Source organism: Mycobacterium sp., from assembly GCF_029961025.1.
In the GTDB taxonomy this organism is placed as follows: Bacteria; Actinomycetota; Actinomycetes; order Mycobacteriales; family Mycobacteriaceae; genus Mycobacterium.
Map to the genome: position 1 here is coordinate 1 of NZ_JASBVP010000015.1, position 20,764 is coordinate 20,764.

Annotated in this window: 18 protein-coding genes; 3 read left to right on the forward strand and 15 right to left on the reverse strand. The window is 69.1% G+C overall.

From position 1 onward, the window contains the following. Nucleotides 1-245 precede the first annotated feature (245 nt). The gene (tyrS, locus tag QJR12_RS15640; protein WP_300584083.1) at nucleotides 246-1,520 is read right to left on the reverse strand and encodes a tyrosine--tRNA ligase; all 1,275 of its coding nucleotides are present in this window, start codon (nucleotides 1,518-1,520) and stop codon (nucleotides 246-248) included. 65 nt (nucleotides 1,521-1,585) lie between these two features. Next, on the reverse strand, nucleotides 1,586-2,197 hold the full coding sequence (locus tag QJR12_RS15645) for a DNA-3-methyladenine glycosylase (RefSeq protein ID WP_300584085.1): 612 nt from the start codon (nucleotides 2,195-2,197) through the stop codon (nucleotides 1,586-1,588). A 59-nt stretch (nucleotides 2,198-2,256) separates the two neighbouring features. On the opposite strand from QJR12_RS15645, the gene QJR12_RS15650 reads away from it, so the two are divergent. From QJR12_RS15650 to QJR12_RS15660, 3 genes are read left to right on the forward strand one after another with little or no spacing between them, the layout of a single operon-like run. Continuing rightward, nucleotides 2,257-3,021, forward strand: a complete 765-nt coding sequence (locus QJR12_RS15650) for an ABC transporter ATP-binding protein (protein ID WP_300584255.1) — start codon at nucleotides 2,257-2,259, stop codon at nucleotides 3,019-3,021. After that, nucleotides 2,955-3,773 carry an ABC transporter permease gene (locus QJR12_RS15655; protein WP_300584088.1) on the forward strand — a complete coding sequence of 273 codons (819 nt, stop codon included), beginning with the start codon at nucleotides 2,955-2,957 and terminating at the stop codon, nucleotides 3,771-3,773. Before QJR12_RS15650 ends, QJR12_RS15655 begins: the two co-directional genes overlap by 67 nt. A 1-nt stretch (nucleotide 3,774) precedes the next feature. Then, complete coding sequence (locus tag QJR12_RS15660) at nucleotides 3,775-4,395, forward strand: TetR family transcriptional regulator (RefSeq protein ID WP_300584090.1); 621 nt, start codon at nucleotides 3,775-3,777, stop codon at nucleotides 4,393-4,395. On the opposite strand, the gene QJR12_RS15665 is transcribed toward QJR12_RS15660, so the two are convergent. From QJR12_RS15665 to QJR12_RS15725, 13 genes are all read right to left on the reverse strand, one after another. After that, nucleotides 4,361-4,573, reverse strand: coding sequence for a Trm112 family protein (locus QJR12_RS15665; protein WP_300584092.1), 213 nt, complete (start codon nucleotides 4,571-4,573; stop codon nucleotides 4,361-4,363). The genes QJR12_RS15660 and QJR12_RS15665 overlap by 35 nt on opposite strands. A gap of 15 nt (nucleotides 4,574-4,588) precedes the next feature. Beyond that, nucleotides 4,589-7,513, reverse strand: a complete 2,925-nt coding sequence (locus QJR12_RS15670) for an acyl-CoA synthetase (protein ID WP_300584257.1) — start codon at nucleotides 7,511-7,513, stop codon at nucleotides 4,589-4,591. A 224-nt stretch (nucleotides 7,514-7,737) separates the two neighbouring features. Further along, nucleotides 7,738-9,150 carry an argininosuccinate lyase gene (gene argH / locus QJR12_RS15675; RefSeq protein ID WP_300584094.1) on the reverse strand — a complete coding sequence of 471 codons (1,413 nt, stop codon included), beginning with the start codon at nucleotides 9,148-9,150 and terminating at the stop codon, nucleotides 7,738-7,740. Then, nucleotides 9,147-10,370: an argininosuccinate synthase gene (locus tag QJR12_RS15680; protein ID WP_300584095.1), complete on the reverse strand. Its 1,224-nt coding sequence runs from the start codon at nucleotides 10,368-10,370 to the stop codon at nucleotides 9,147-9,149. Before QJR12_RS15680 ends, argH begins: the two co-directional genes overlap by 4 nt. Before the next feature lie 17 nt (nucleotides 10,371-10,387). Then, on the reverse strand, nucleotides 10,388-10,882 hold the full coding sequence (locus QJR12_RS15685; RefSeq protein WP_300584097.1) for an arginine repressor: 495 nt from the start codon (nucleotides 10,880-10,882) through the stop codon (nucleotides 10,388-10,390). Continuing rightward, nucleotides 10,879-11,805: an ornithine carbamoyltransferase gene (gene argF, locus QJR12_RS15690; protein WP_300584099.1), complete on the reverse strand. Its 927-nt coding sequence runs from the start codon at nucleotides 11,803-11,805 to the stop codon at nucleotides 10,879-10,881. The genes QJR12_RS15685 and argF overlap by 4 nt, the downstream gene beginning before the upstream one ends. Continuing rightward, nucleotides 11,802-12,992, reverse strand: coding sequence for an acetylornithine transaminase (locus tag QJR12_RS15695; RefSeq protein WP_300584101.1), 1,191 nt, complete (start codon nucleotides 12,990-12,992; stop codon nucleotides 11,802-11,804). The genes argF and QJR12_RS15695 overlap by 4 nt, the downstream gene beginning before the upstream one ends. Beyond that, complete coding sequence (gene argB / locus QJR12_RS15700; RefSeq protein ID WP_300584103.1) at nucleotides 12,989-13,870, reverse strand: acetylglutamate kinase; 882 nt, start codon at nucleotides 13,868-13,870, stop codon at nucleotides 12,989-12,991. The genes QJR12_RS15695 and argB overlap by 4 nt, the downstream gene beginning before the upstream one ends. Beyond that, nucleotides 13,867-15,081 (reverse strand): bifunctional glutamate N-acetyltransferase/amino-acid acetyltransferase ArgJ, encoded by a 1,215-nt coding sequence (gene argJ, locus QJR12_RS15705; protein ID WP_300584104.1) that lies wholly within the window; start codon nucleotides 15,079-15,081, stop codon nucleotides 13,867-13,869. Before argJ ends, argB begins: the two co-directional genes overlap by 4 nt. Beyond that, nucleotides 15,078-16,130 carry an N-acetyl-gamma-glutamyl-phosphate reductase gene (gene argC / locus QJR12_RS15710; protein WP_300584106.1) on the reverse strand — a complete coding sequence of 351 codons (1,053 nt, stop codon included), beginning with the start codon at nucleotides 16,128-16,130 and terminating at the stop codon, nucleotides 15,078-15,080. The genes argJ and argC overlap by 4 nt, the downstream gene beginning before the upstream one ends. Nucleotides 16,131-16,204: 74 nt before the next feature. Next, on the reverse strand, nucleotides 16,205-18,703 hold the full coding sequence (pheT, locus tag QJR12_RS15715) for a phenylalanine--tRNA ligase subunit beta (RefSeq protein ID WP_300584108.1): 2,499 nt from the start codon (nucleotides 18,701-18,703) through the stop codon (nucleotides 16,205-16,207). After that, nucleotides 18,703-19,755 carry a phenylalanine--tRNA ligase subunit alpha gene (gene pheS / locus QJR12_RS15720; RefSeq protein WP_300584110.1) on the reverse strand — a complete coding sequence of 351 codons (1,053 nt, stop codon included), beginning with the start codon at nucleotides 19,753-19,755 and terminating at the stop codon, nucleotides 18,703-18,705. The genes pheT and pheS overlap by 1 nt, the downstream gene beginning before the upstream one ends. 170 nt (nucleotides 19,756-19,925) lie before the next feature. Continuing rightward, complete coding sequence (locus QJR12_RS15725; RefSeq protein WP_300584112.1) at nucleotides 19,926-20,729, reverse strand: rhomboid-like protein; 804 nt, start codon at nucleotides 20,727-20,729, stop codon at nucleotides 19,926-19,928. Nucleotides 20,730-20,764 lie beyond the last annotated feature (35 nt).

The window sequence follows — 20,764 nt, forward strand, 5'->3', positions numbered from 1 at the left end:
CGACAAACAACACCATCAACACACTATTGAGTTCTCAAACAACACCCCCAACGGCCGCGCAACCAGCCGCGGCGCTCTGGCCGCGGACGGTGGTGCGGACGATGAAGGACCCACCGAAGTGGGATATCTCTTCGGTGATGCCGCCGCGCGCCGGAAGAACCGCATCGCGACGACGTCACCAAGTTACGCTGAGCGCCACACAGAGTCAAACAACGTGGTAGTCGCTGTGTTTCGCGTAATCCAGATTAGCCAACCCGTTGGACACCGGCAATATTCCGCTTACCGCGGCGCAGCACCAGCCATCGTCCGTGCAGGAAGTCGGAGCGCTGCGGTGCCCACTCGTCGCTGTCGATTCGGGTGTTGTTGACCGACACCCCGCCCTCCGCGATGGTGCGCCGGGCCGCCCCCTTGCTGGCGGCCAGCCCGGTAGCGACCAGCAGGTCCACGATAGAGTCCGGGCCGCCGGGTTTCAGCTCGGCGACCGGCGTCTCCCGCAGCGCGGCCGCGAGGGTTGCCTCGTCGAGCCGGGTCAGCTCGCCGTGGCCGAAAAGGGCCCGGCTGGCGTGCTCGACCGCCACCGTCGCGGCCTCACCGTGGACCAGCATGGTGAGCTCGCGCGCCAGCCGGCGCTGCGCGGCGCGGTCCTGCGGACGGGTAGCCGTCTGCTGTTCCAGCTCGGCCAGCTCATCGGCCGACAAGAAGGTGAACCAACGCAGGTAGCGGATGACGTCGGCGTCGGCGGTGTTGATGAAATACTGGTACCAGGCATAGGGGCTGGTCATCTCCGGATCCAGCCACAAGTTGCCGCCACCGGTGGATTTGCCGAACTTGGTGCCGTCGGCGGCCGTCACCAGCGGAACCGTCAGGGCGTGTACCGTCGCACCCAGCTTCTGCCGGACCAAACGCACCCCGGCGATGATGTTGCCCCATTGATCCGAGCCGCCGATCTGCAGCGTGCACCCGTAGCGCCGGTGCAATTCGACGTAGTCGTTGGCCTGCAGCAACAGGTAGCTGAACTCGGTGTAGGAGATTCCCTCCCCGTGCAGCCGCCGGCGGATGGTGTCACGATCCAGCATGACGTTGACCGAGAAGTGCTTGCCCACATCGCGCAGGAACTCGATGACCGACATCCCGCGGGTCCACTCGTCGTTGTTCTCGATGATCGCACCCGTCGGCGAATCATCGAAGACCACGAACCGCTCCAGCTGGGCACGAATTCGCTCGGTCCACTCACGCACGGTGTCGGCGGCGTTCAGGGTCCGTTCACCGGTATCCCGAGGGTCGCCGATCAAACCGGTCGCGCCGCCGGCGAGCACGATCGGGCGGTGGCCGGCGCGCTGAAAACGCCGCAGCGCCAGCAGCGGCACCAAATGCCCGGCGTGCAGGCTGGGCGCGGTGGGATCGAAGCCGGCATACACGGTCACCGGCCCCTGCGCTACCTCGGCGGCCAGCGCGTCCAGATCGGTGCACTGCGCAATCAGCCCGCGCCAGCGCAGCTCGTCGAGGATCGTCGCACCCATACACCCGATTCTCCAGGATGATCGGGACCATCCCACGGCCGTCCCGACGGGAGCGGCGACGCCGGTCAGTCGCTGGCACCCGGCGCCGGCGCTCGCGGGCTGCGCCGGTAGGCCGACACCTCCGGGCGGCCCGGCACCCACAGGCGCCACGGCCGGTCGGCGGCGTGGCTGATGCCGACCCGTGGGCCGCACCCGGCGTCGAGGGTGGCATTCAACCTCAGCGTCACCGGACTGTCCGGGTCGAACAAATCGATTCCATTGTCGGCCATGGTTATTCCCAGCGCGGCACAGAGGTTTCCGGGTCCGCGCGCCAGCGCCGCGGTGCGCACCGTCCCGCCGCGCCGGGCGCGGGCGATATCGATGCCGCCTTCCACCGCGCCGGCCCGCAGCAGGACCGCGGCCGCCACGCCATCGGGGCCGCAGGACACGTTGGCACACACGTGAATTCCGTGGCTGCGATAAGTGTAGAGGTGCCCGGGGGGACCGAACATCACGGCGTTGCGGCCGTTGAGACCGCGGTATGAGTGTGCCGCAGCGTCCGGCCACGGACCCTCGGGCACCCCGCCATACGCCTCGACCTCGACGATCCTGACGCGCACACCCCGCCCGGTGAGGGTGGCGCCGAGCACCCGATGCGCGGCCGTCACCGGATCGACCGCAAGTTCCGCAGCGCCCATCGGACAGATTCTGCCCACCGCCCTTGACAACCCCATACCAGAGGGTTCATATTCATCGCATAGTGATTTCATCGAACGATGAATTATTTCCCACGGGGGTCGAGCCGGCCATCGTCATCGACCGGCTTCGGGTGCTTCGCGACAACCGGCCCGCCGTGCAAAACCTCTCGGTCCGGATCGCGCGTGGCATGATCACCGGCTTGCTCGGCCCGTCGGGCTCGGGCAAGACCACGGTGATGCGCTGCATCGTCGGCACCCAGATCATCACCTCGGGAACGGTGACGGTGCTGGGTCACCCGGCCGGGTCCGCGGTGCTGCGGCGGCGCGTCGGCTACCTGCCCCAGGATCCAAGCATCTACAACGACCTGCGCATCGTCGACAACGTCCGCTATTTCGCTTCCTTGTACGGCGTCGACACCCACGCCGCGGATGAGGCGATCAAGGCGGTGGACCTGCAAGATCACCGCTTCGCTTGCTGTGCGGCGCTCTCCGGGGGCCAACGCGCCCGGGTCTCGCTGGCCTGCGCGCTGGTCGGCCAACCCGAGCTCTTGGTGCTCGACGAGCCGACGATCGGCCTCGATCCCGTGCTGCGCGCCGAGCTGTGGGAGCGGTTCGCCGCCCTGGCACGGCGCGGCGCAACGCTGCTGGTCTCCAGCCACGTCATGGACGAGGCCGACCGATGCGCCGAGGTGTTGCTGATGCGGGAAGGGCGTCTGCTGGCCCACACCACGCCGAAGCGACTGCGAGAGGACACCGGATGTGCGTCACTAGAGGAAGCGTTTCTGTCGGTCATCCGCCACACCACCACCGTCGCAGCCGGCTGACGCTGCGCGGCTATACCGCCACCACGGCCCGGATCCTGCGCCAACTGGCCGCCGATCGCCGCAGCGTCGCCCTGATCCTGCTGGTGCCGGTCGTGGTCCTGACGCTGATGTACTTCATGTTCGAAAATGCCCCGCACCGCCCGGGCGCCCCGTCGCCGTTCGATAACGCGTGCCTGATCCTGCTGGGCCTTTTCCCACTTTTCTTGATGTTCATCATCACGTCGATAACGATGCAACGCGAACGCGTCTCGGGCACCTTGGAGCGGATCCTGACCACCCCGCTGCGCCGGCTCGACCTGCTGATGGCCTATGGGACCGCGTTTTCGATCGCCGCGGCGGCCCAAGCCGTTCTGGCGTGCATCGTGTCGTTTTGGTTTTTGGGCTTGCGCACCGCAGGTAGCCCGGTGTGGGTGTTCGTGATCGCGATCATCAACGCCGTGCTGGGTGTCGGGCTGGGCCTGCTGTGCAGTGCGTTCGCCCGCACGGAGTTTCAGGCCGTGCAGTTCATCCCGCTGGTGCTGACACCGCAGCTGCTGCTGGCCGGGATCATCGTCCCGCGAGCGCTGATGGCGACCTGGCTGCAGTGGATCAGCAACGTGCTGCCCGCCAGCTACGCCCTGGAAGCGCTGCAGCAAGTCGGTAGCCACGCCGGGCTGACCGCCGTCGCAAGACGCGACATCATCGTCGTGCTGGGCTTCGCCGTCGCCGCGCTGTGCCTGGCCGCCGCGACGCTGCGAAGGCGGACACCGTAACGTGACCGCCGAAGTGCGACGCCGGCGGCCCGGACGCCCGGCCGGAACCTCCGACACCCGCGAGCGGATCCTGGAGAGCGCCCGCGAGCTGTTCGCCCGCAACGGGATAGACAAGACGTCGATCCGGGCGGTGGCCGCCGCGGCGGGTGTGGATCCCGCGCTGGTGCACCACTATTACGGCACCAAGCGGCAACTGTTCGCCGCGGCCGTACGCATCCCGATCGACCCGATGGACATCATCGGCCCGTTGCGCGAGGTGCCCGTCGAGCACCTCGGCTACCGGCTGCCGTCGATGTTGCTGGAGCTGTGGGACTCCGAGATGGGTGCCGGGATCGTCGCCACGCTGCGGTCCATCCTGGCCGGATCGGAGGTGAACCTGTTTCGCTCGTTCCTTCAGGAGGTGATCGCGGTCGAGGTGGGGCCTCGTGTCGACAATCCCCCCGGAAGCGGAATCATCCGCATCCAGTTCGTGGCGTCGCAGCTGGTGGGCGTGGTCATGGCCCGCTACATCCTGGAACTGGAGCCGTTCACGTCGCTGCCGGCGCAACAGATCGCGCAGACGATCGCGCCCAACCTGCAGCACTACCTCACCGGGGATCTGCCGGCCGTGCGCGCGCCATGAGGCGGGCGTGCTCGTCGTCGCCGACCGCACGTGCCTCGTCGACCAGCAGCACCGGGATGCCGTCTTCGATGCGGTACGCTCGGCGCAGCCTCGGGTTGTAGAGCATCTCGTCGACCAGCAGCAGCGGACCCCGGTCGGCGGGGCAGACCAAAATGCTCAACAGCGTTTCGTCGATCACGACACCACCTCGTCGTTAATGCGTCCCGTACAGCCCGGTTCGCACCGCCGGGGTCAACCGGCGGAACTGGCCGGCGCCGGGCTCGAAATACCACGCGAGCCGACCCGCTTTGGGGATCCCGGCCGCCCGCAGGGCGCTGACGGTCGGGCGGTAGTTGGCGCTGAGCGTCATTGCCGGCACCACGTGCACGATGTCGGGCCCGAACCCGACCGCTATGCCCGCCGCGGCCTCGGTCAGGTCGGCCGCGGTGATGCTGGCTCCCGGGCGCAGCGTCACCGCCGAGACCGCCACCTCGCGTTCGCGCACCGGCACCGGGTAGGTCACCGCGAGGTCGACACCGTTGACGAAGCCGAGCGCGTCGTTGACCGCCTCGGGGTAGACGGTTCCGCGCCCGGTGCGGATCACCACGGCACGCCGGCCCAGCAACCAGTAGTCGCCGTCCTCGTCGCGCCGGAAAAGGTACTCGGTGGAGATCCAGGTATCCCCCGGCGCGAAGACGCCGCGTTTGATCGATGCCGAGGGGTCGATCGGCCCGCGCGGCGAAGCCAGCAGCACCCCGGCCTGGTTGACGCCCGCGACCTGCACGAACCCCCGCTCATCCTCGAGGATCAGGTCGCGCTCGGCGTCGTAGGCACCCAGCTCGACCCGGCTTGCGCCGGGCAGCGGACGGCCCTTGCTGCCGATCTTGGCTCCGGACACGTTGCCCAGGACCGCCTGCCCGTCGGTGGTGGCGAAGAACTCCACGACACGGGCGGGCGCGAACACGTCGACGACCCGCTGCCACAAGCCGGTCGGCATGCCCGAACCGATGAACAGCCGCACCGGGTGGTGGCCCGGCGGCACGAACCGCGGGTCGTCGATGACCTCGCGCAGCATCGCCCAGGTGTAGGACACCACCGAAACCCCGTATTGGCGGATCTCCGCGACAAACCGGTCCGGGCGCAACCCCCGCGACAGCGCGATGCGGGCCCCCGCGGCAACCGCTCCGCCGAGGCTGACCAGCAGCCCGGACTCGTGGTGCAGCGCCGTCAGGCAGTACACGGTGTCGCCCCGCCCCAGGGCCGCCGCCGACGCCGTCCCGAACGCCGACAGCGCCCACCGGTAGTTGGTGATCTGCCTGGCGACCAACTCGCCACCGGCCACCGTGAACGCGATGAACGCCAAATCGCGCGCCAGTCCCGGGTTGGGCCGGTACCACCCGGGCAGCTCGACCGCGGCCGGGTCGATCTTTTCCATGTCGATGACGTCGGCGTCCTGCGGCAGATGCAGATCCCGCGACTCGCCACCACCCAGCACCAGCACCCGGCCGGGCAATCGGCGCGCGGTGTCGAGGTTGGGGGGATCCGTGATGATCTCGGACACCCCCCCGATCCGCGCCGCGGCGGCCAGGTCGGCATCGGGGCGCATCAGCACCGCGACCGCACCGAGGCGAGACAGCGCGGCGATCGCGACCAGTGCGCTGGGGCGAGTCTCCATCAGCACCCCCACGTGCTCGCCCTGGCGCACCCCGACCTCGATCAGGCCGCGCACCACGTTGTCGATTCGCCGGTTCACCGCCTCGTAGGTGTGCACGCGTCCGTCGAACAAGAGGAATTCACCTCGCGGCGCGTCGTGGGCCTGTTCGGCGATGACCCGGCCCAGCGAGATCCGGGTGTGGTCGTTGATCTGGCCCAGCCGCGCCAGCCGCGGCAGTGTGCGGGCGGTCTCCACGGCGAGGGTGCGCACCGATTTGTTGGCGGCGACCACCGTGTCGGCCGCGCCGCGAGCCAGCGCCCACGCCATCTCCGACGCCTCGCCCACGCCGTGCAGCACCCGGTTGCCGAACGTGACACCGCTGTCGGTGTGTTCGGCCGGCGGCTCCACCATGGGCGCGATGGCCGCCGGCTTGTCTCCGCGCCCGGAGATCCACAGCACCCACTCGGCCACCGTCGGCCAGCTGTGCTGCGCCGCCTTGGATCCGACGACCAGGCCGAAATGACCTGATCGCACGCTGCATTCGTAGACCTCGGCATTCGGAGCGGCCCGGCGGATACCGCGCACCGCGGCCGGCTGCCCGATGTCATCGACCTCCCCGACGAATGCCAGCACCGGGCAGGTGATGTCGGTCAGCGTGACCAGCTGGCCGCTGATCGCGAAACCGCCGGTCATCATCCGGTTGTGCGCGATGAACTGTTTGAGCAGCTCGGAGACGGCCGGCCCCGACCACGCGATCCAGCCTTCCGATTCGAGGAACCGGCGCTGCTGCTCGCGTGGCAACAGCGCCTCGCGGTCATGCAGCTGACGCAGGAAATCGAGCCGGGCTTTCGCCGTCTTAAGTGGGTCACGCATATGAAAACCCGTGCGCGCCAACCAGCTTGGGATTGCCACTCGGTTGAAAACGTGATCGGCCATGAAGTTGGCGGCTGCGGCGGCCAGGTTGGGCGGAATGCCCATCGGCAATGCGGCCAGGGTGTCGACCGGGGCACCGAACGTCACGATGCTGGCGATGTTCTTCGAGCGCCGGTACGCGGCCGCCTGATAGCAGAACATCCCGCCTTGCGAATAACCGGCCAGGTGCACCTCGTGGCCGGTGATGTCCGTCACGGTGTCGACGGCCTGGCTGAGCGCGACGATGTGGTCGGCCAGGTTGCGGCGCATGCCGCCCTCGACCTTGTCGGGTGAGCCGAAGTCGATGACCCAGGGATCCAGCCCCGCCGCGTGCAGGATGCTCACTGCGCCGTTCGCCCGGCTGACATCCCACATGTCCGCGGACATCATCATCGGGTGCACCATCAACACCGGCGGCCCCGCCGGCGGCTGCCCGGGGCGGCTGTCCGGCGGGAAGTACCGGCGCAGCTTGTACATCGGCACACTCTCGACGATCTGGAAGGGTGATGGGGCAGCGCCGGTCTCCAGGCCTCCCAGGCGCAACACCTCCAGGCCGTTCTGCGCCGTGGCCATCAGGCGCTCGAGCGGTCTCGTGATCGCCGAAAGCTTCAACTCCACCCGTGCTCCCCTATAAAAGTACTGCGGTGCCAGGCAGCCACCCCAGGGTGCACATCATGGCACATCGGGGCGTCGCCCTAGCCGCTTTCACCGTGCGCCCGCCCCGCTGGGCCGTGGATCGGCAAGCCACCGGCCGATCGTCGCCGCCGGTAACCCATTCGGGGATCCCGGCGAACCGACTAGCGCTGCAACCGCTCCCGCAGCCGCTGCGCCGTCGCACGGACCGTGTCGAGCTGCCTGGCAACCTGGGCCGGCGCGGTACCGCCGCGAGCGTCGCGGGCGCACACCGAGCCCTGCACGGTCAGCACCTCGCGGACCCCGCCGGTGAGCTGCGGATGGATGGCCGTCAACTCGTCGTCGGTCAACTCCTCCAGCCCGACGCCGCGCCGCTCCGCCGCGCGCACCGCCGCCCCCGCGGCCTCATGCGCCGTTCGAAACGGAATGCCCTGGCGCACCAACCATTCGGCAATGTCGGTGGCCAGGGTGTAACCGATCGGCGCCAATTGCGCCATCCGCTCGATGTTGAACGTCAGGCTGCCCACCAGCCCGGTCATCGCCGGCAGCAGCAGCTCCAGTTGGGTCACCGAGTCGAACACCGGTTCCTTGTCTTCCTGCAGGTCCCGGTTGTAGGCCAGCGGCTGGGCTTTCAGGGTTGCCATCAGCCCGGCGAGGTTGCCGATCAGCCGGCCCGACTTGCCCCGGGCCAGCTCGGCGATGTCAGGGTTTTTCTTCTGCGGCATGATCGAGCTGCCGGTCGACCATGAGTCGTGCAGTGTGACGTAGCCGAATTCGGTTGAACTCCAAATGACGATGTCCTCGCCGAGGCGCGAGAGGTCGACCGCGATCATCGCGAACACGAATGCGGCCTCGGCCGCGAAATCCCGGGCCGAGGTCGCGTCGACCGAATTGTCCGCCGCTGCCGAAAAACCCAACTCTTTGGCGATGGCGTCGGGGTCGAGTCCCAGCGACGAGCCGGCCAATGCGCCCGAGCCGTAGGGAGATACCGCCGTGCGCCGGTCCAGATCGACGATCCGGTCGACATCGCGCAGCAGTGGGTGGGCGTGCGCGAGCAAATGGTGCGCCAGCAAAATCGGTTGCGCGGACTGCAGGTGCGTCTTGCCGGGCATGATGGCACCCGGATGAGCGGCGGCTTGAGTAGCCAGCGCATCGACGACATCGAGCACTCCGGCGGCGACCCGGCGCGCGCCGTCACGCAACCACATCCGGAAAAGCGTGACCACCTGGTCATTTCGCGATCTGCCGGCCCGCAGCCGGCCGCCCAGCTCCGACCCGACTCGCTCGATCAGTCCGCGCTCCAGCGCGGCGTGCACGTCTTCGTCGGTGGCCCGTGGCGTAAAGCTGCCGTCGGAGACGTCATGGGCCAGGCTGTCCAACCCCGCCAGCAGCCGGTCGCGCTGCTCCTCGGTGAGCAGCCCCGCCCGGTAGAGCACCCGGGTATGCGCTTTGGAGGCGGTGATGTCATAGGGGGCCAGCACCCAGTCGAAGTGGGTGGACCGGCTCAGCGCCATCAGGGCATCGGAGGGGCCTTCGCGGAACCGCCCGCCCCACAACGCTCCCGGGTTGGTGCTCATGTCTGCTCGCCGGCCGGCTTTTTGGCCCGCAGGTCCCTGCGGGCCGCCAACCTGGCCGATAACCCGTAAATGTGCACGAACCCGCGAGCAGCCGACTGGTCGAAGGTGTCGCCCTCGTCGTAGGTGGCCAGGTGAAAGTCGTACAACGACTGCGCACTGCGGCGGCCGTTGACCGCGATGTGCCCGCCGTGCAGCACCATCCGCACCTCGCCGGAGACGTGCTCCTGGGTTTTGGCGACGAAGCATTCCAGGGCGTTCTTCAGCGGCGAATACCACAATCCGTCGTACACCAGTTCGGCCCAGCGCTGATCGGTCAGCCGTTTGAAGCGCCCCAGCTCGCGCTCCAGGGTGACGTGCTCGAGTTCGGTGTGCGCGGTGATGAGCACCATCGCCCCCGGCGCTTCATAGATTTCGCGGCTCTTGATGCCCACCAGCCGGTCTTCGACGACATCCAGGCGCCCGATACCCTGGGCGCCGGCACGCCGGTTGAGTTCCTCGATGGCGTCCAGCACCGACACCGCCCGGCCGTCGATCGACACCGGGACACCGCGCTCGAACCCGACAATCACCTCGTCGGGGGTGTTCTGGTGCACGGTGGGGTCTTCGGTGTAGGCGTAGACGTCTTCGGTGGGCGCGTTCCACAGGTGTTCCAGGAAGCCGGTTTCCACCGCACGCCCCCAGACGTTCTGGTCTATCGAGAACGGCGAGCGCGCGCTGACGTTGATCGGGATCGCATTCTCCTCGGCGAACGCGATCGCCTTCTCCCGGGTCCACGCGTAATCGCGGACCGGGGCAAGCACCTGCAAATCCGGTGCCAGCGAGGCGAATCCGACTTCGAAGCGGACCTGGTCGTTGCCTTTCCCGGTGCAGCCGTGGGCGACGATGCCCCCGCCGTACTCGCGGGCGGCGGCCACCAGGTGCTTGACGATCAGCGGGCGGCTAATCGCCGACACCAGCGGGTAGCGGTCCATGTACAGCCCGTTGGCCATGATGGTGGGAACGCAGTAGTCATTGGCGAACTCTTCGCGCGCGTCGATGACGATCGCCTCCACCGCGCCACAATCCAGGGCACGGCGGCGCACCACCTCCATGTCCTCGCCGCCCTGGCCGAGGTCGATCGCTACGGCGATGACCTCCCTGCCGGTCTCCTTGCCGATCCAGCTGATCGCCACAGAGGTGTCCAGGCCACCGGAATATGCCAGGATGACACGCTCGGACATGAATCAAACTCCTTGTGCTACTTGAGTTTTTCGAGGACACCGACGAGTTCGGCCCCGGTCATCGGTTCGCGGGCCGCCACGAAGACGGTGTCGTCTCCGGCGATGGTGCCCACCACGTACGGCAACGCCGCCCGGTCGATCGCGCTGGCCAGATAGTCTGCTGCCCCGGGCGGGGTGCGCAGCACCGCGAGGTTCCCGCTGGCGTCGCTGCCAACCAGCAGCTCACCCAGCAGCCGGGAGAGCCGCGCGGTGCCACCGGGCACCCCGCGCACCGGGCTGCCGTCCTCGGGAACAACGTAGACCCCGACTCCGCCGTCGGCGCCACGCAGTTTCACCGCCCCGAGCTCTTCCAGATCCCGTGACAGCGTGGCCTGGGTAACCTCGATTCCCTCGTCGGCCAGCAGCGCCGCCAGCTCCGTTTGGCTGTGCACCGATGCCGACGACAAGATCGCCACGATGCGGGCCTGCCGCCCGGCGCGGGTGATTTCCGGCGATGTCTTCGAGCGTGTCATCGCGAACCCTCCAGCAGCCATACCAGTAATGCCTTCTGCGCGTGCAGCCGGTTTTCGGCCTCGTCCCACACCGCGCTGTGCGGTCCGTCCATCACCTCGTCGGTGATCTCGTGGCCACGGTGCGCCGGAAGACAGTGCAGCACAATGGCATCCGGGTCAGCCAATGCGAGCAGTCCGGCGTTGACCTGAAATGGCCGAAACGGCGCCACCCGATTCAGCCCGTCGGCCTCTTGTCCCATCGACGTCCAGGTGTCGGTCACCAGGACGTCGGCCCCGGCCGCGGCCGCCCGCGGGTCGGCGGTCACCCGCACCGACCCGCCGGTGGCGGCGGCGCGTTCCCGGGCGGCGGTCACCACCGACGGATGCGGGGCGAAGCCGGCGGGCGCGGCGATGGTGACGTGCAGTCCCGCGGTGACACCGCCCAGCAGCAACGAGTGGGCCATGTTATTGGCGCCATCACCGAAATAGGACATTCGCACGCCGCGAAGCCGGCCCTTGCGCTCGGCAATGGTCTGCAGATCGGCGAGCACCTGGCAGGGATGGAATGCGTCGGAGAGCGCATTGACCACCGGGACCGTCGCGGCCGCGGCCATCGCGGTCAGCCGCTCCTGGGCGAAGGTTCGCCAGACGATCGCCTCGACGTAGCGCGACAACGCCCGTGCGGTGTCCGCCAGGGTCTCCGCGCGGTCCAGCTGGGTGCTGCGACTGTCGACGACGACGGCGTGCCCGCCGAGCTGAGCGACGCCCAGCTCGAAGGAGAACCGGGTGCGCGTGGAGTGCTTATCGAAAATAACGGCAACCCCGCGGGGACCTTCCAGGGGCCGGCGGCTCCACGGATCCTTCTTGAGCTCGCCGGCCAGCTGGAGGATTTCGGCCTGCTCAGCCGGCGTTAGGTCATCGTCGCGCAGGAAATGCCGCGTCACCGGGCGCCCTCCGCACCGTCGAGGATGCCGGGCAAGGCGGTGACGAAGGCGTCGATTTGGCCTTCGGTGATGATCAGCGGCGGCGCCAGCCGGATGACCTGGGGGGTAGCGGCGTTGACCAGGAAACCCGCGTCCCGGGCCGCCGTCTCCACCTCTTTCGCTTTCGGCGCGCTCAGCACGACACCGCACAGCAGTCCGCGCCCGCGAACCCGATCGATTAGCGGGTGGCCCAGTGATTCGATGCGGTGGCGCAACAACTTTCCCAGCCCGTCGGCGCGGCGCACCAGGTCGTCGGCGGCCAGCACCCGCAGCACCGCCAGCGCCGCGGCCGCACAGACCGGGTTGCCGCCGAAGGTGCTGCCGTGCAGGCCCGGGGTGAGCAACTCGGCGGCGGGCCCGACGGCCAGGCACGCCCCGATCGGCAGGCCGCCGCCGAGCCCCTTGGCCAGCGTCACCACATCCGGGGTGATGCCGTCGTGTTGGTGGGCGAAAAAGGCCCCGGTGCGGCCCATCCCGGTCTGCACCTCGTCGAGCACCAGCAGCGCGCCATGGCGGGCGGTGATGTCCCGGGCGGCGGCCAGATAGCCGTCGGGCGGGACGACGACACCGCACTCCCCCATGATCGGCTCCAAAAACACCGCGGCGGTGTCGTCGCCGACCGCGGCCGCCAGCGCATCGCGATCACCGTAGGGGACGTGGGCGACGTCGCCGGGCAGCGGCGCGAACGGCGCCTGCTTGGCCGGCTGCCCGGTCAGCGCTAGCGAGCCCATCGTTCGGCCATGGAAAGCGTCCTGTGCGGCAACAAGTTTGGTGCGGCCGGTGAGCCGGGACAGTTTGAATGCCAGCTCGACGGCCTCGGTGCCGGAGTTGCAGAAAAACACCTTCGCCGGGGTTTCCGCGCCCAGCAGGCCGACCAGTGCCTCGGCCAGGGCGATGGCCGGCTCGGTGGCGTAGAGGTTGGAGGTGTGACCCAGCGTGGACAGCTGCCGGCTGACCGCCTCCACGACGGCGGGGTGGCAGTGGCCGAGGACGTTGACCGCGATGCCGGCGAGCAGATCCAGGTAGCACTTGCCGTCCACATCGGTGACCACCGCGCCGGCACCGCTGGCCAGGGCCACCGGCGGGGTGCCGTAGGCGTTCATCATCACGGCCGCCCAGCGCCGCTGCAGCACCTCCGTGCGGGTCACCCGCTCACCACCTTGGTGCCGGTGCCCGCGTCGGTGAAAAGCTCAACCAGAACGCAATGTTCGACCCGCCCGTCGATCATGTGCGCGCTGGGCACCCCGCCGGTCACCGCGCGCAGACACGCCTCCACCTTGGGAATCATGCCGCCCTGCAGGGTTGGCAACAGCCGCGCCAGCGCCGCGCTGTCGATCTCGCTGACCAGCGTATCCGGGTCCGGCCACCGCCGATACAGTCCCTCGACATCGGTGAGCATCAACAGCTTTTCTGCTCCCAGCGCCGCCGCCAGGGCCGCCGCGGCGGTGTCGGCGTTGATGTTGTGCACCACACCCTCGGCATCGGGCGCCAGCGTCGAGACCACCGGGATGCGGCGCGCCGCAATGAGATCCAGCACCGCTGCGGTGTTGACCTTGTCGATGTCGCCGACCAGGCCCAAGTCGGTGGTGACGCCGTCGACGGTGATGCTGCGACGCACCGCGGTGAAAAGTTGGGCGTCCTCGCCGGTAATGCCGACCGCGTAGGGCCCGTGCGCGTTGATCAGGTTGACCAGTTCCCGCCCCACCTGCCCGAAGAGCACCATCCGGGCGACGTCGAGCACCTCGGGTGTGGTGACCCGCAGGCCACCCTTGAAGTCGCCGGTGATGCCGAGGCGCTCCAGCATGGCGCTGATCTGCGGACCCCCGCCGTGCACCACCACGGGATGGATGCCGCAGTTGCGCAGAAAAGCCATATCGGCGGCGAATGCGTGCTTCAAAGTGTCATCGGTCATCGCGTTGCCGCCGTATTTGATGACGACGATCTTGCCGTGCAGTTGCTTGAGCCAGGGCAGGGCTTCGGCCAGCACCTGTGCCTTGACGTGGGTGGGCAATGCGCTGGTCGTCATGAGCTGTAGGCCGAGTTCTCTTCGACGTAGCCGTGAGACAGATCCGTGGTGCGGATCGCGGCCTTCCCGTCGCCCAGGCCGAGGTCGACGCTGAGGTCGATATCGGCACCTGAAAGGTCGACCCGGCGTGCCCCGGGTACCCCGACGCCGTTCACACACATCGTAAAACCGTTGAACGACACCGTAATACGATTTGGATCGAGGACGATTGGCGCCATGCCGACGGCGGCAACCACCCGGCCCCAGTTGGGATCCGAGCCGAACAATGCGGTTTTGACCAGGCTGTCTCGGGCGATCCCCCGGGCGGCGGCGAGGGCGTCGTCGTCGCTGGCCGCCCCGGTCACAGTGACGGTGATCCGCTTGGTGGCACCCTCGGCGTCGGCCTGCAGCTGCGCGCACAGGTCGTCGCAGACCCGCAGCACCGCCTCGTCGAGATCGCCCTGGGACGGCGTGATCTCACTGGCTCCCGACGCCAGCAGCAACACGGTGTCGTTGGTGGAGCAGCTGCCGTCGACGTCGAGACGATCGAAGGTGGCCGCGGCGGCGCGACGCAGCGCCCGGTCGAGCTCCTGCGGCCCGACCGCCGCGTCGGTGGTCAACACGCACAACATCGTGGCCAGCGACGGCGCCAGCATGCCGGCCCCCTTGGCCATCCCGCCGACCGTCCACGTGCCGGGATGGTGCAGCGCCACCTGCTTGGGCACGGTGTCGGTGGTCATGATGGCCCGTGCCGCGTCCTCACCACCCGCCAGACCGCCGGCCAGCTCGCGCACCACCGCACGCACGCCGGCGAGCACCTTATCCATCGGCAGCCGGTCCCCGATCAACCCGGTGGAGCAGACGCCGACCTCGATCGCTCCGGTTTCGGTGCCCCAGTCCGACAACGCCGCGGCGAGCGCCTCCGCCGTGGCGTGGGTGTCCTGAAAGCCCGCCGGTCCGGTGCAGGCGTTGGCGCCGCCGGAGTTCAGGATCACCGCCCGCAGCCGGCCGGTCGTCAGCACCTGCCGGGTCCACAGCACCGGCGCGGCCTTGACCTGGTTGCGGGTGAACACCCCGGCGGCCGCGTAGTCGGGGCCCTCGTTGAACACCAGCGCGAGATCCAATCCGCCCGAGGGCTTGATCCCCGCGGCGATGCCCGCAGCCCGGAAACCGGCGGGCGCCGTGACGCCCTGGGTGCGCAGCAGCCGCGCCGCATCGGCCAGGCCGGTCACGGCGCCACCCCGACCACCGGAAGGCCTTCGGTCTCCCGCCATCCCAGCGCCAGGTTCATCGCCTGCACCGCGGTGCCGGCGGCGCCCTTGACCAGGTTGTCGATCGCGCAGATCGCGACGAAGGTGGCGGCCTCCTCGTCCACCGCGACCGCGAGGTGTGCGGCGTTGCTGCCGATCACCGCACCGGTGCTGGGCAGCTGGCCTTCGGGTAGCAGATGGACGAAAGGCTCGACGTGGTAAGCCTTTTCGTAGGCGCCTCGCAATGCAGACAGCGGCGCGGCGGTGCGCGCGGTGCAGGTCGCCAGGATGCCCCGCGAGGTCGGGATCAGCACCGGGGTGAACGACACGGTGACGTCGCGGTCGGTCACCGTCCGCAGGCCCTGGACGATCTCGGGGGTGTGGCGGTGGGCGCCGGCGATGTTGTAAGCCCGTGCCGACCCGATGACCTCCGAGCCGAGCAGGTCGGCTTTTGCGGCCCGGCCGGCGCCGGAGGTGCCGCTGACGGCGACCACCGTGACCGCGGGCTCGACGAGGTCCTCGGCGATCGCGGGCAGCAGCGCCAGCAGGGCGGCGGTCGGATAGCAACCCGGTACCGCGATCCGGGTCGCATCCCGCAGCCGCTCGCGGCTTCCGGGCAGTTCGGGGAGCCCGTATGGCCAGCTGCCTGCGTGCGCCGACCCGTAGAACCGCTCCCAGGCGGCGGCGTCGGTGAGCCGGAAATCCGCGCCGCAGTCCACGATCAACGTCTGGGGGCCGACTTGTTGAGCCAGCGTCGCCGAATTGCCATGCGGGAGAGCCAGGAAAACGACGTCATGACTGTCGAGCACGTCGGGTTCGGTCGGTTCCAGCAGCCGCCGCGCCAACGGCAACAGGTGCGGGTGGTGTTGGCCCAGGGTGTCGCCGGCGTGGCCGGCGGCGGTCAGCGCCCCAATCATCAGCCGGCCATCGGAGTATGCCGGATGACCGAGCAGCAGCCGCAGGATCTCGCCGCCCACATAACCGCTGGCGCCCGCCACCGCCACCCGCTTGATCTCGACCACCGTAGCCATTCTGCATTGTTATGCACTATGATGCAAATTAATTCTGCCGCTTGCGGCATCTCGCGTCTCCGCACCGCGCGCCGTCACGCGCGAAGCACCGCGCCGGTGCGTTCGGCGGCACATCGCAGCGCGGCGTCACGGGCCGCGCTGGCCTCCTCTTCGGTCAGGGTGCGATCCGGCGCACGGAACCGCAGCGCGAATGTCAGCGACTTGCGGTGCTCGCCGATCTGCGGGCCGGTATAAAGGTCGAACAGCCGGACATCCTCTAACAGGTCGCCCGCGCCGTCGCGGATGGCGTCTTGCACCGTCTGCGCGGCGACATCGCTATCCACCACCAGGCTGAGATCCTGAAATACCGCCGGGAACGGCGATATCCTCGGCGCCGGCAGCGTCTCGACAACCGGAATGGCATCGAGGTCCAGCTCCACCGCGCAGGTGCCCTTGGGCAGGCCGGACCGCTCGATCACGGCCGGATGCAGTTCTCCCGCGTGGCCGACCACCGTTTGTTCCGCACCGTGACCGACCAGCACCTCGGCGCACCGGCCGGGGTGCCACGGCAGGTAGTGGGCCGCCTGCAGCCGCACGTCGATCCCGGCGGCCCGCCCGATGATGCGCACCGCCTCGAAAGCATCGGCGGCCTCGACCGCCCGGCCGGGACCCCAGGGGCCACGCTGTTCCCGCAGGCCGGTCAATACCGCGGCGACGTGCTGCGGTTGCCGCGGCAGCGACGCGTCCAACATCGCGATCTCGGCGTCGGTGGGCCGGCGATGCACCGGAATGGGATCCACCCCCCGGGTCTGCGCGGTCGGCTCGACCACCTGTGCGATCGCGAACAGCGCGACGTCGACGATGCCGCGGGAGACATTGCGCGCCAGCGCTTCCAGTAGCGCCGGCAACAGCGTGGTGGCCAGATGCGGGCGGTCGGCCTCCAACGGGTTGAGGACTTGAGTGGTGACCCGGCGCGGATCGTCGGGCGCCAGCCCCCACAGGTCGAACACCCGGGCCGAAAGAAACGGGGTCGGCACGATCTCGACGTATCCCGAGAGCGCTAACGACTTGCCGATGGCCCGGCGCCGCTTCTGCGCCGCGGTGAGCCCCCGGCCGGCCGGCGCGGCCGGCAGCACCGACGGGATGGCGTCATAACCCTCCAGCCGTGCGACCTCCTCGATCAGGTCCGCGGGCTGCACCAGATCGGGCCGCCAGCTGGGCGGTCTCACGATCAGGGTGGCCCCCTCGTCGGTGACCGCGGCGCCGATCTGGGTCAAACGCCGGGCCGTCGTCCCCCGGGGGTAGTCGACGCCGATGATCCGGCCGGGCAGGTCGGCGGGCATCCGGATGGCGGGCGGCGACCAGTCCCGACACGGCGGGTCGCCGCGCCAATCGGTCAGGGCGGGCGAGACCGTTCCCCCGGCGATCTCGGCGAGTAACGCGGCGCAGCGGTCCAGGGCGGCCACCGAGATCGCCGGGTCGACCGCCCGCTCGTAGCGGCGGGCGGCCTCGCTGGGCAGGTGCAGCCGGCGCTGGGTGCGCGACACCGCTGCCGGATCCCACACCGCGGCCTCCAGCACCACATCGGTGGAGTCCGCCCGCACTTGGGTGCTGGCCGCCCCCATCACGCCACCGATCGCGGCGGTGGTTACGTCGTCGACGATCACGACGTCGGCCGGATCCAGTCGGCGTTCGACGTTATCGAGGGTGAGCACCGTCTCGCCGGGCCGGGCAAAGCGCACCGTAAAACCGCCGGTGATGCGCTTGCGGTCGTGCGCGTGCATCGGGTGACCGAGTTCGAGCATGACGTAGTTGGTCGCGTCCACCGCCGGGGAGGTCGGCCGGATACCCGACAGCAACAACCGCCGCTGCAGCCACCACGGTGACATCGCTCCCGGGTCGATGCCGCTCACCTCCCGCAAGGCGAAGCGGCGCACTCCCGTTCCGGGCTGCACCGTCACCGGCAACGCGCCCGTTTCGCCGGGCAATGGCGGCACCTCGGCCGGATCGACGAACGTCAGGTTGTAGGCGCACGCGATCTCGCGGGCCAAACCCCGCACCGACATGCAGTAACCGCGGTCCGGGGTGATGGCCAGGTGGAAGACGACATCGTCGAGTCCGAGCACGCTCGCGGCGTCGGCTCCCGGCTCGCCGGTCCCGGGCGGCAGCACCAAAATGCCGTAATGGTCGGCGCTCAACCCTAACTCGGCCGCTGAGCAAATCATGCCCTCGGAGCTGCGGCCGTAGATCTGGCGCGCCGCGATCGTGAGGCCCCCCGGCAGGGTGGCGCCGGGCAGTGCCACCACGACTAGGTCACCGCCAACGAAATTTGTCGCACCGCAGACGATCTCACGTCGCTGACGCTCCCCGACGTCAACGACGCAGGCTCGCATCGGCTTCTTGAAACCACGGAGTTCCTCGATGGCGGTCACCCGTCCCACGGTCATCGGGCCGCTGACCGGACCGGGTCTGATCACTTCTTCAACCTCGTGACCGATGCGAAGCAGCGTCTGCTCGAGATCACCCGGCGCAACGTCCCAGCCCGGTGCCCCGGTCGCCACGACGTCGCGCAGCCAGCTGTAGGGAACCCGCATCAGGCCCCCACCCCGAACGGCAGCGAAAACCGGACGTCCCCCTCGACCATGTCGCGCATGTCGGAAATACCGTTGCGGAACTGCAGGGTGCGCTCCAGCCCCATGCCGAAGGCAAAACCGGTGTAGTCCTCCGGGTCGACACCGGCCGCGCGCAACACGTTCGGGTTGACCATTCCGCAGCCTCCCCATTCCACCCAGCCCGCACCGCCCTTCTTGTGACCGAACCAGACATCGACCTCGGCCGACGGCTCGGTGAACGGGAAGAAATGCGGCCGGAACCGGGTGCGGGCGGCCGGGCCAAACTCGGCGCGGGCGAACGCGTCGAGCGTGCCGCGCAGGTGCGCCATCGACAGCCCCCGATCCACCGCCAAGCCTTCGACCTGATGGAACACCGGCGTATGGGTGGCATCGATCTCGTCGGTGCGAAACGCGCGGCCGATGGAGATGACGTAGACCGGCGGCCGGCGCTCGAGCAGCGTACGCACCTGCACCGGCGAGGTATGGGTGCGCAACAGCTGCCGCGAATTCTCCGGCGCGATGTAGAAGGTGTCCTGTTCGCTGCGGGCCGGATGATCGGACGGGAAGTTCAGCGCATCGAAGTTAAACTGCTCGGTCTCCACCTCCGGCCCCTCGGCCAGTTCCCATCCCATCGCAATGAAGGTGTCGGCGATGTGCTCGGCCAATATCGTGACGGGATGCCGGGCCCCGACCGGCTGGCGCGTCGACGGCAGTGTCACGTCGATCCTCTCGGCGAGCAGCACGGCCGCGTCCCGCTCGGCACGCAGCGCCGCAAGTCGTTCCTGGTAGCTGCGTTGGGCTTCGCCGCGGGCCGCGTTGACCCGCCGGCCGGCGTCGGCTCGCTCACTCTTGGGCAATGTGGCCAGCGCCTGGCGGGCCAACGCCAGCGGCGAACGGTCACCGAGGTGCTCGGTCTTGGCACGTGCCAGGGCCTCGAGATCGACCGCGCGCTCGAAGGCCCGCCGTGCCGCATTGACCGCTGCGGTTAGCGACTCCGGCGAGAGCAACGCCGGACCGGGGGGGTGATCACTCACCGATGACACTCTCCTTGTCGGCAAGGCCGTGTGGCAGGGGTTGGTCGGCCCGGGCCGTGAGCAGTTAGCAATGTAGTTGGTCGCGCCCGGTCAGGGGTGCGCCAGGTGGCCGATGGCCGTCGGTGCCGGGGAAACCCGCCCAAGACCGGCCACGGGCCGGGCCGGGCCACTCACCCAATCGACGCGGGCTGTGCGACTGCCGACGCGGTCGGCGCCGCCAAGGCGCGCGCCCCGCGGGAGCGGCTGAGCCTGTCGGCCAGCAGCAGCCCCAGCACACCGAGGGACACCCCGGTCAGCACCGACCACCCGCTATGGGCCAGCACCATGAAACCGAAGACCATTGAGACCGCCAGCAGCACATACCGGGCCGGTGTCCATCGAGCCGGCGGACCCAACAGGCTGCCCAGCAGCATGCCGAGCACCAACGCGATCGCGTGCCCGGCACCGGTGAAGTCGGCGCCGATGACGGCCCCCGCCAGACCCACCGGAACCCACCACCCGATCCACGCGGGCCGCCAGCGTCCGGGTATGGCCGCGGTCAGCGCTCCCAGCACCCCGAGGGCGCCGTAGCTCATCCCGACGTCGCTGGCACGGGTGATCGAGAACGGCAGCCAGCCGGCCTCCACCGCTACCGCCAGCCCGGCCGCCACCACCAGCGTCGTGCCCACGTGGCCGACCAGGAACGCCAGGATCAGCCGGCTGCTGCGCCAGAGCAGCTCCGCCAGCGCCAGCAGGCAGATCAAACCGGGCAGCCAAGCGTAGATCGGGCCGGTGTCGGCGATCAGCGCGCTGCCGAGCAGTGATTCCAGGTTCCCGTGCGCCAGATTGTGCAGGTTGGTACTGGCTTGCTGGACCACCTGCGCCCGAACCCGGGGTCCGAGGATGACCAGCGTGGTACTGATCGAGATCAGCGCCGCTGCGTAACCCACGGTGAACCGGACACGTGCCAGCGCGCGCCACAAGCCGTACATCATCGACATCTACTATGCCAGCTCCGGGCCCAGCTCCG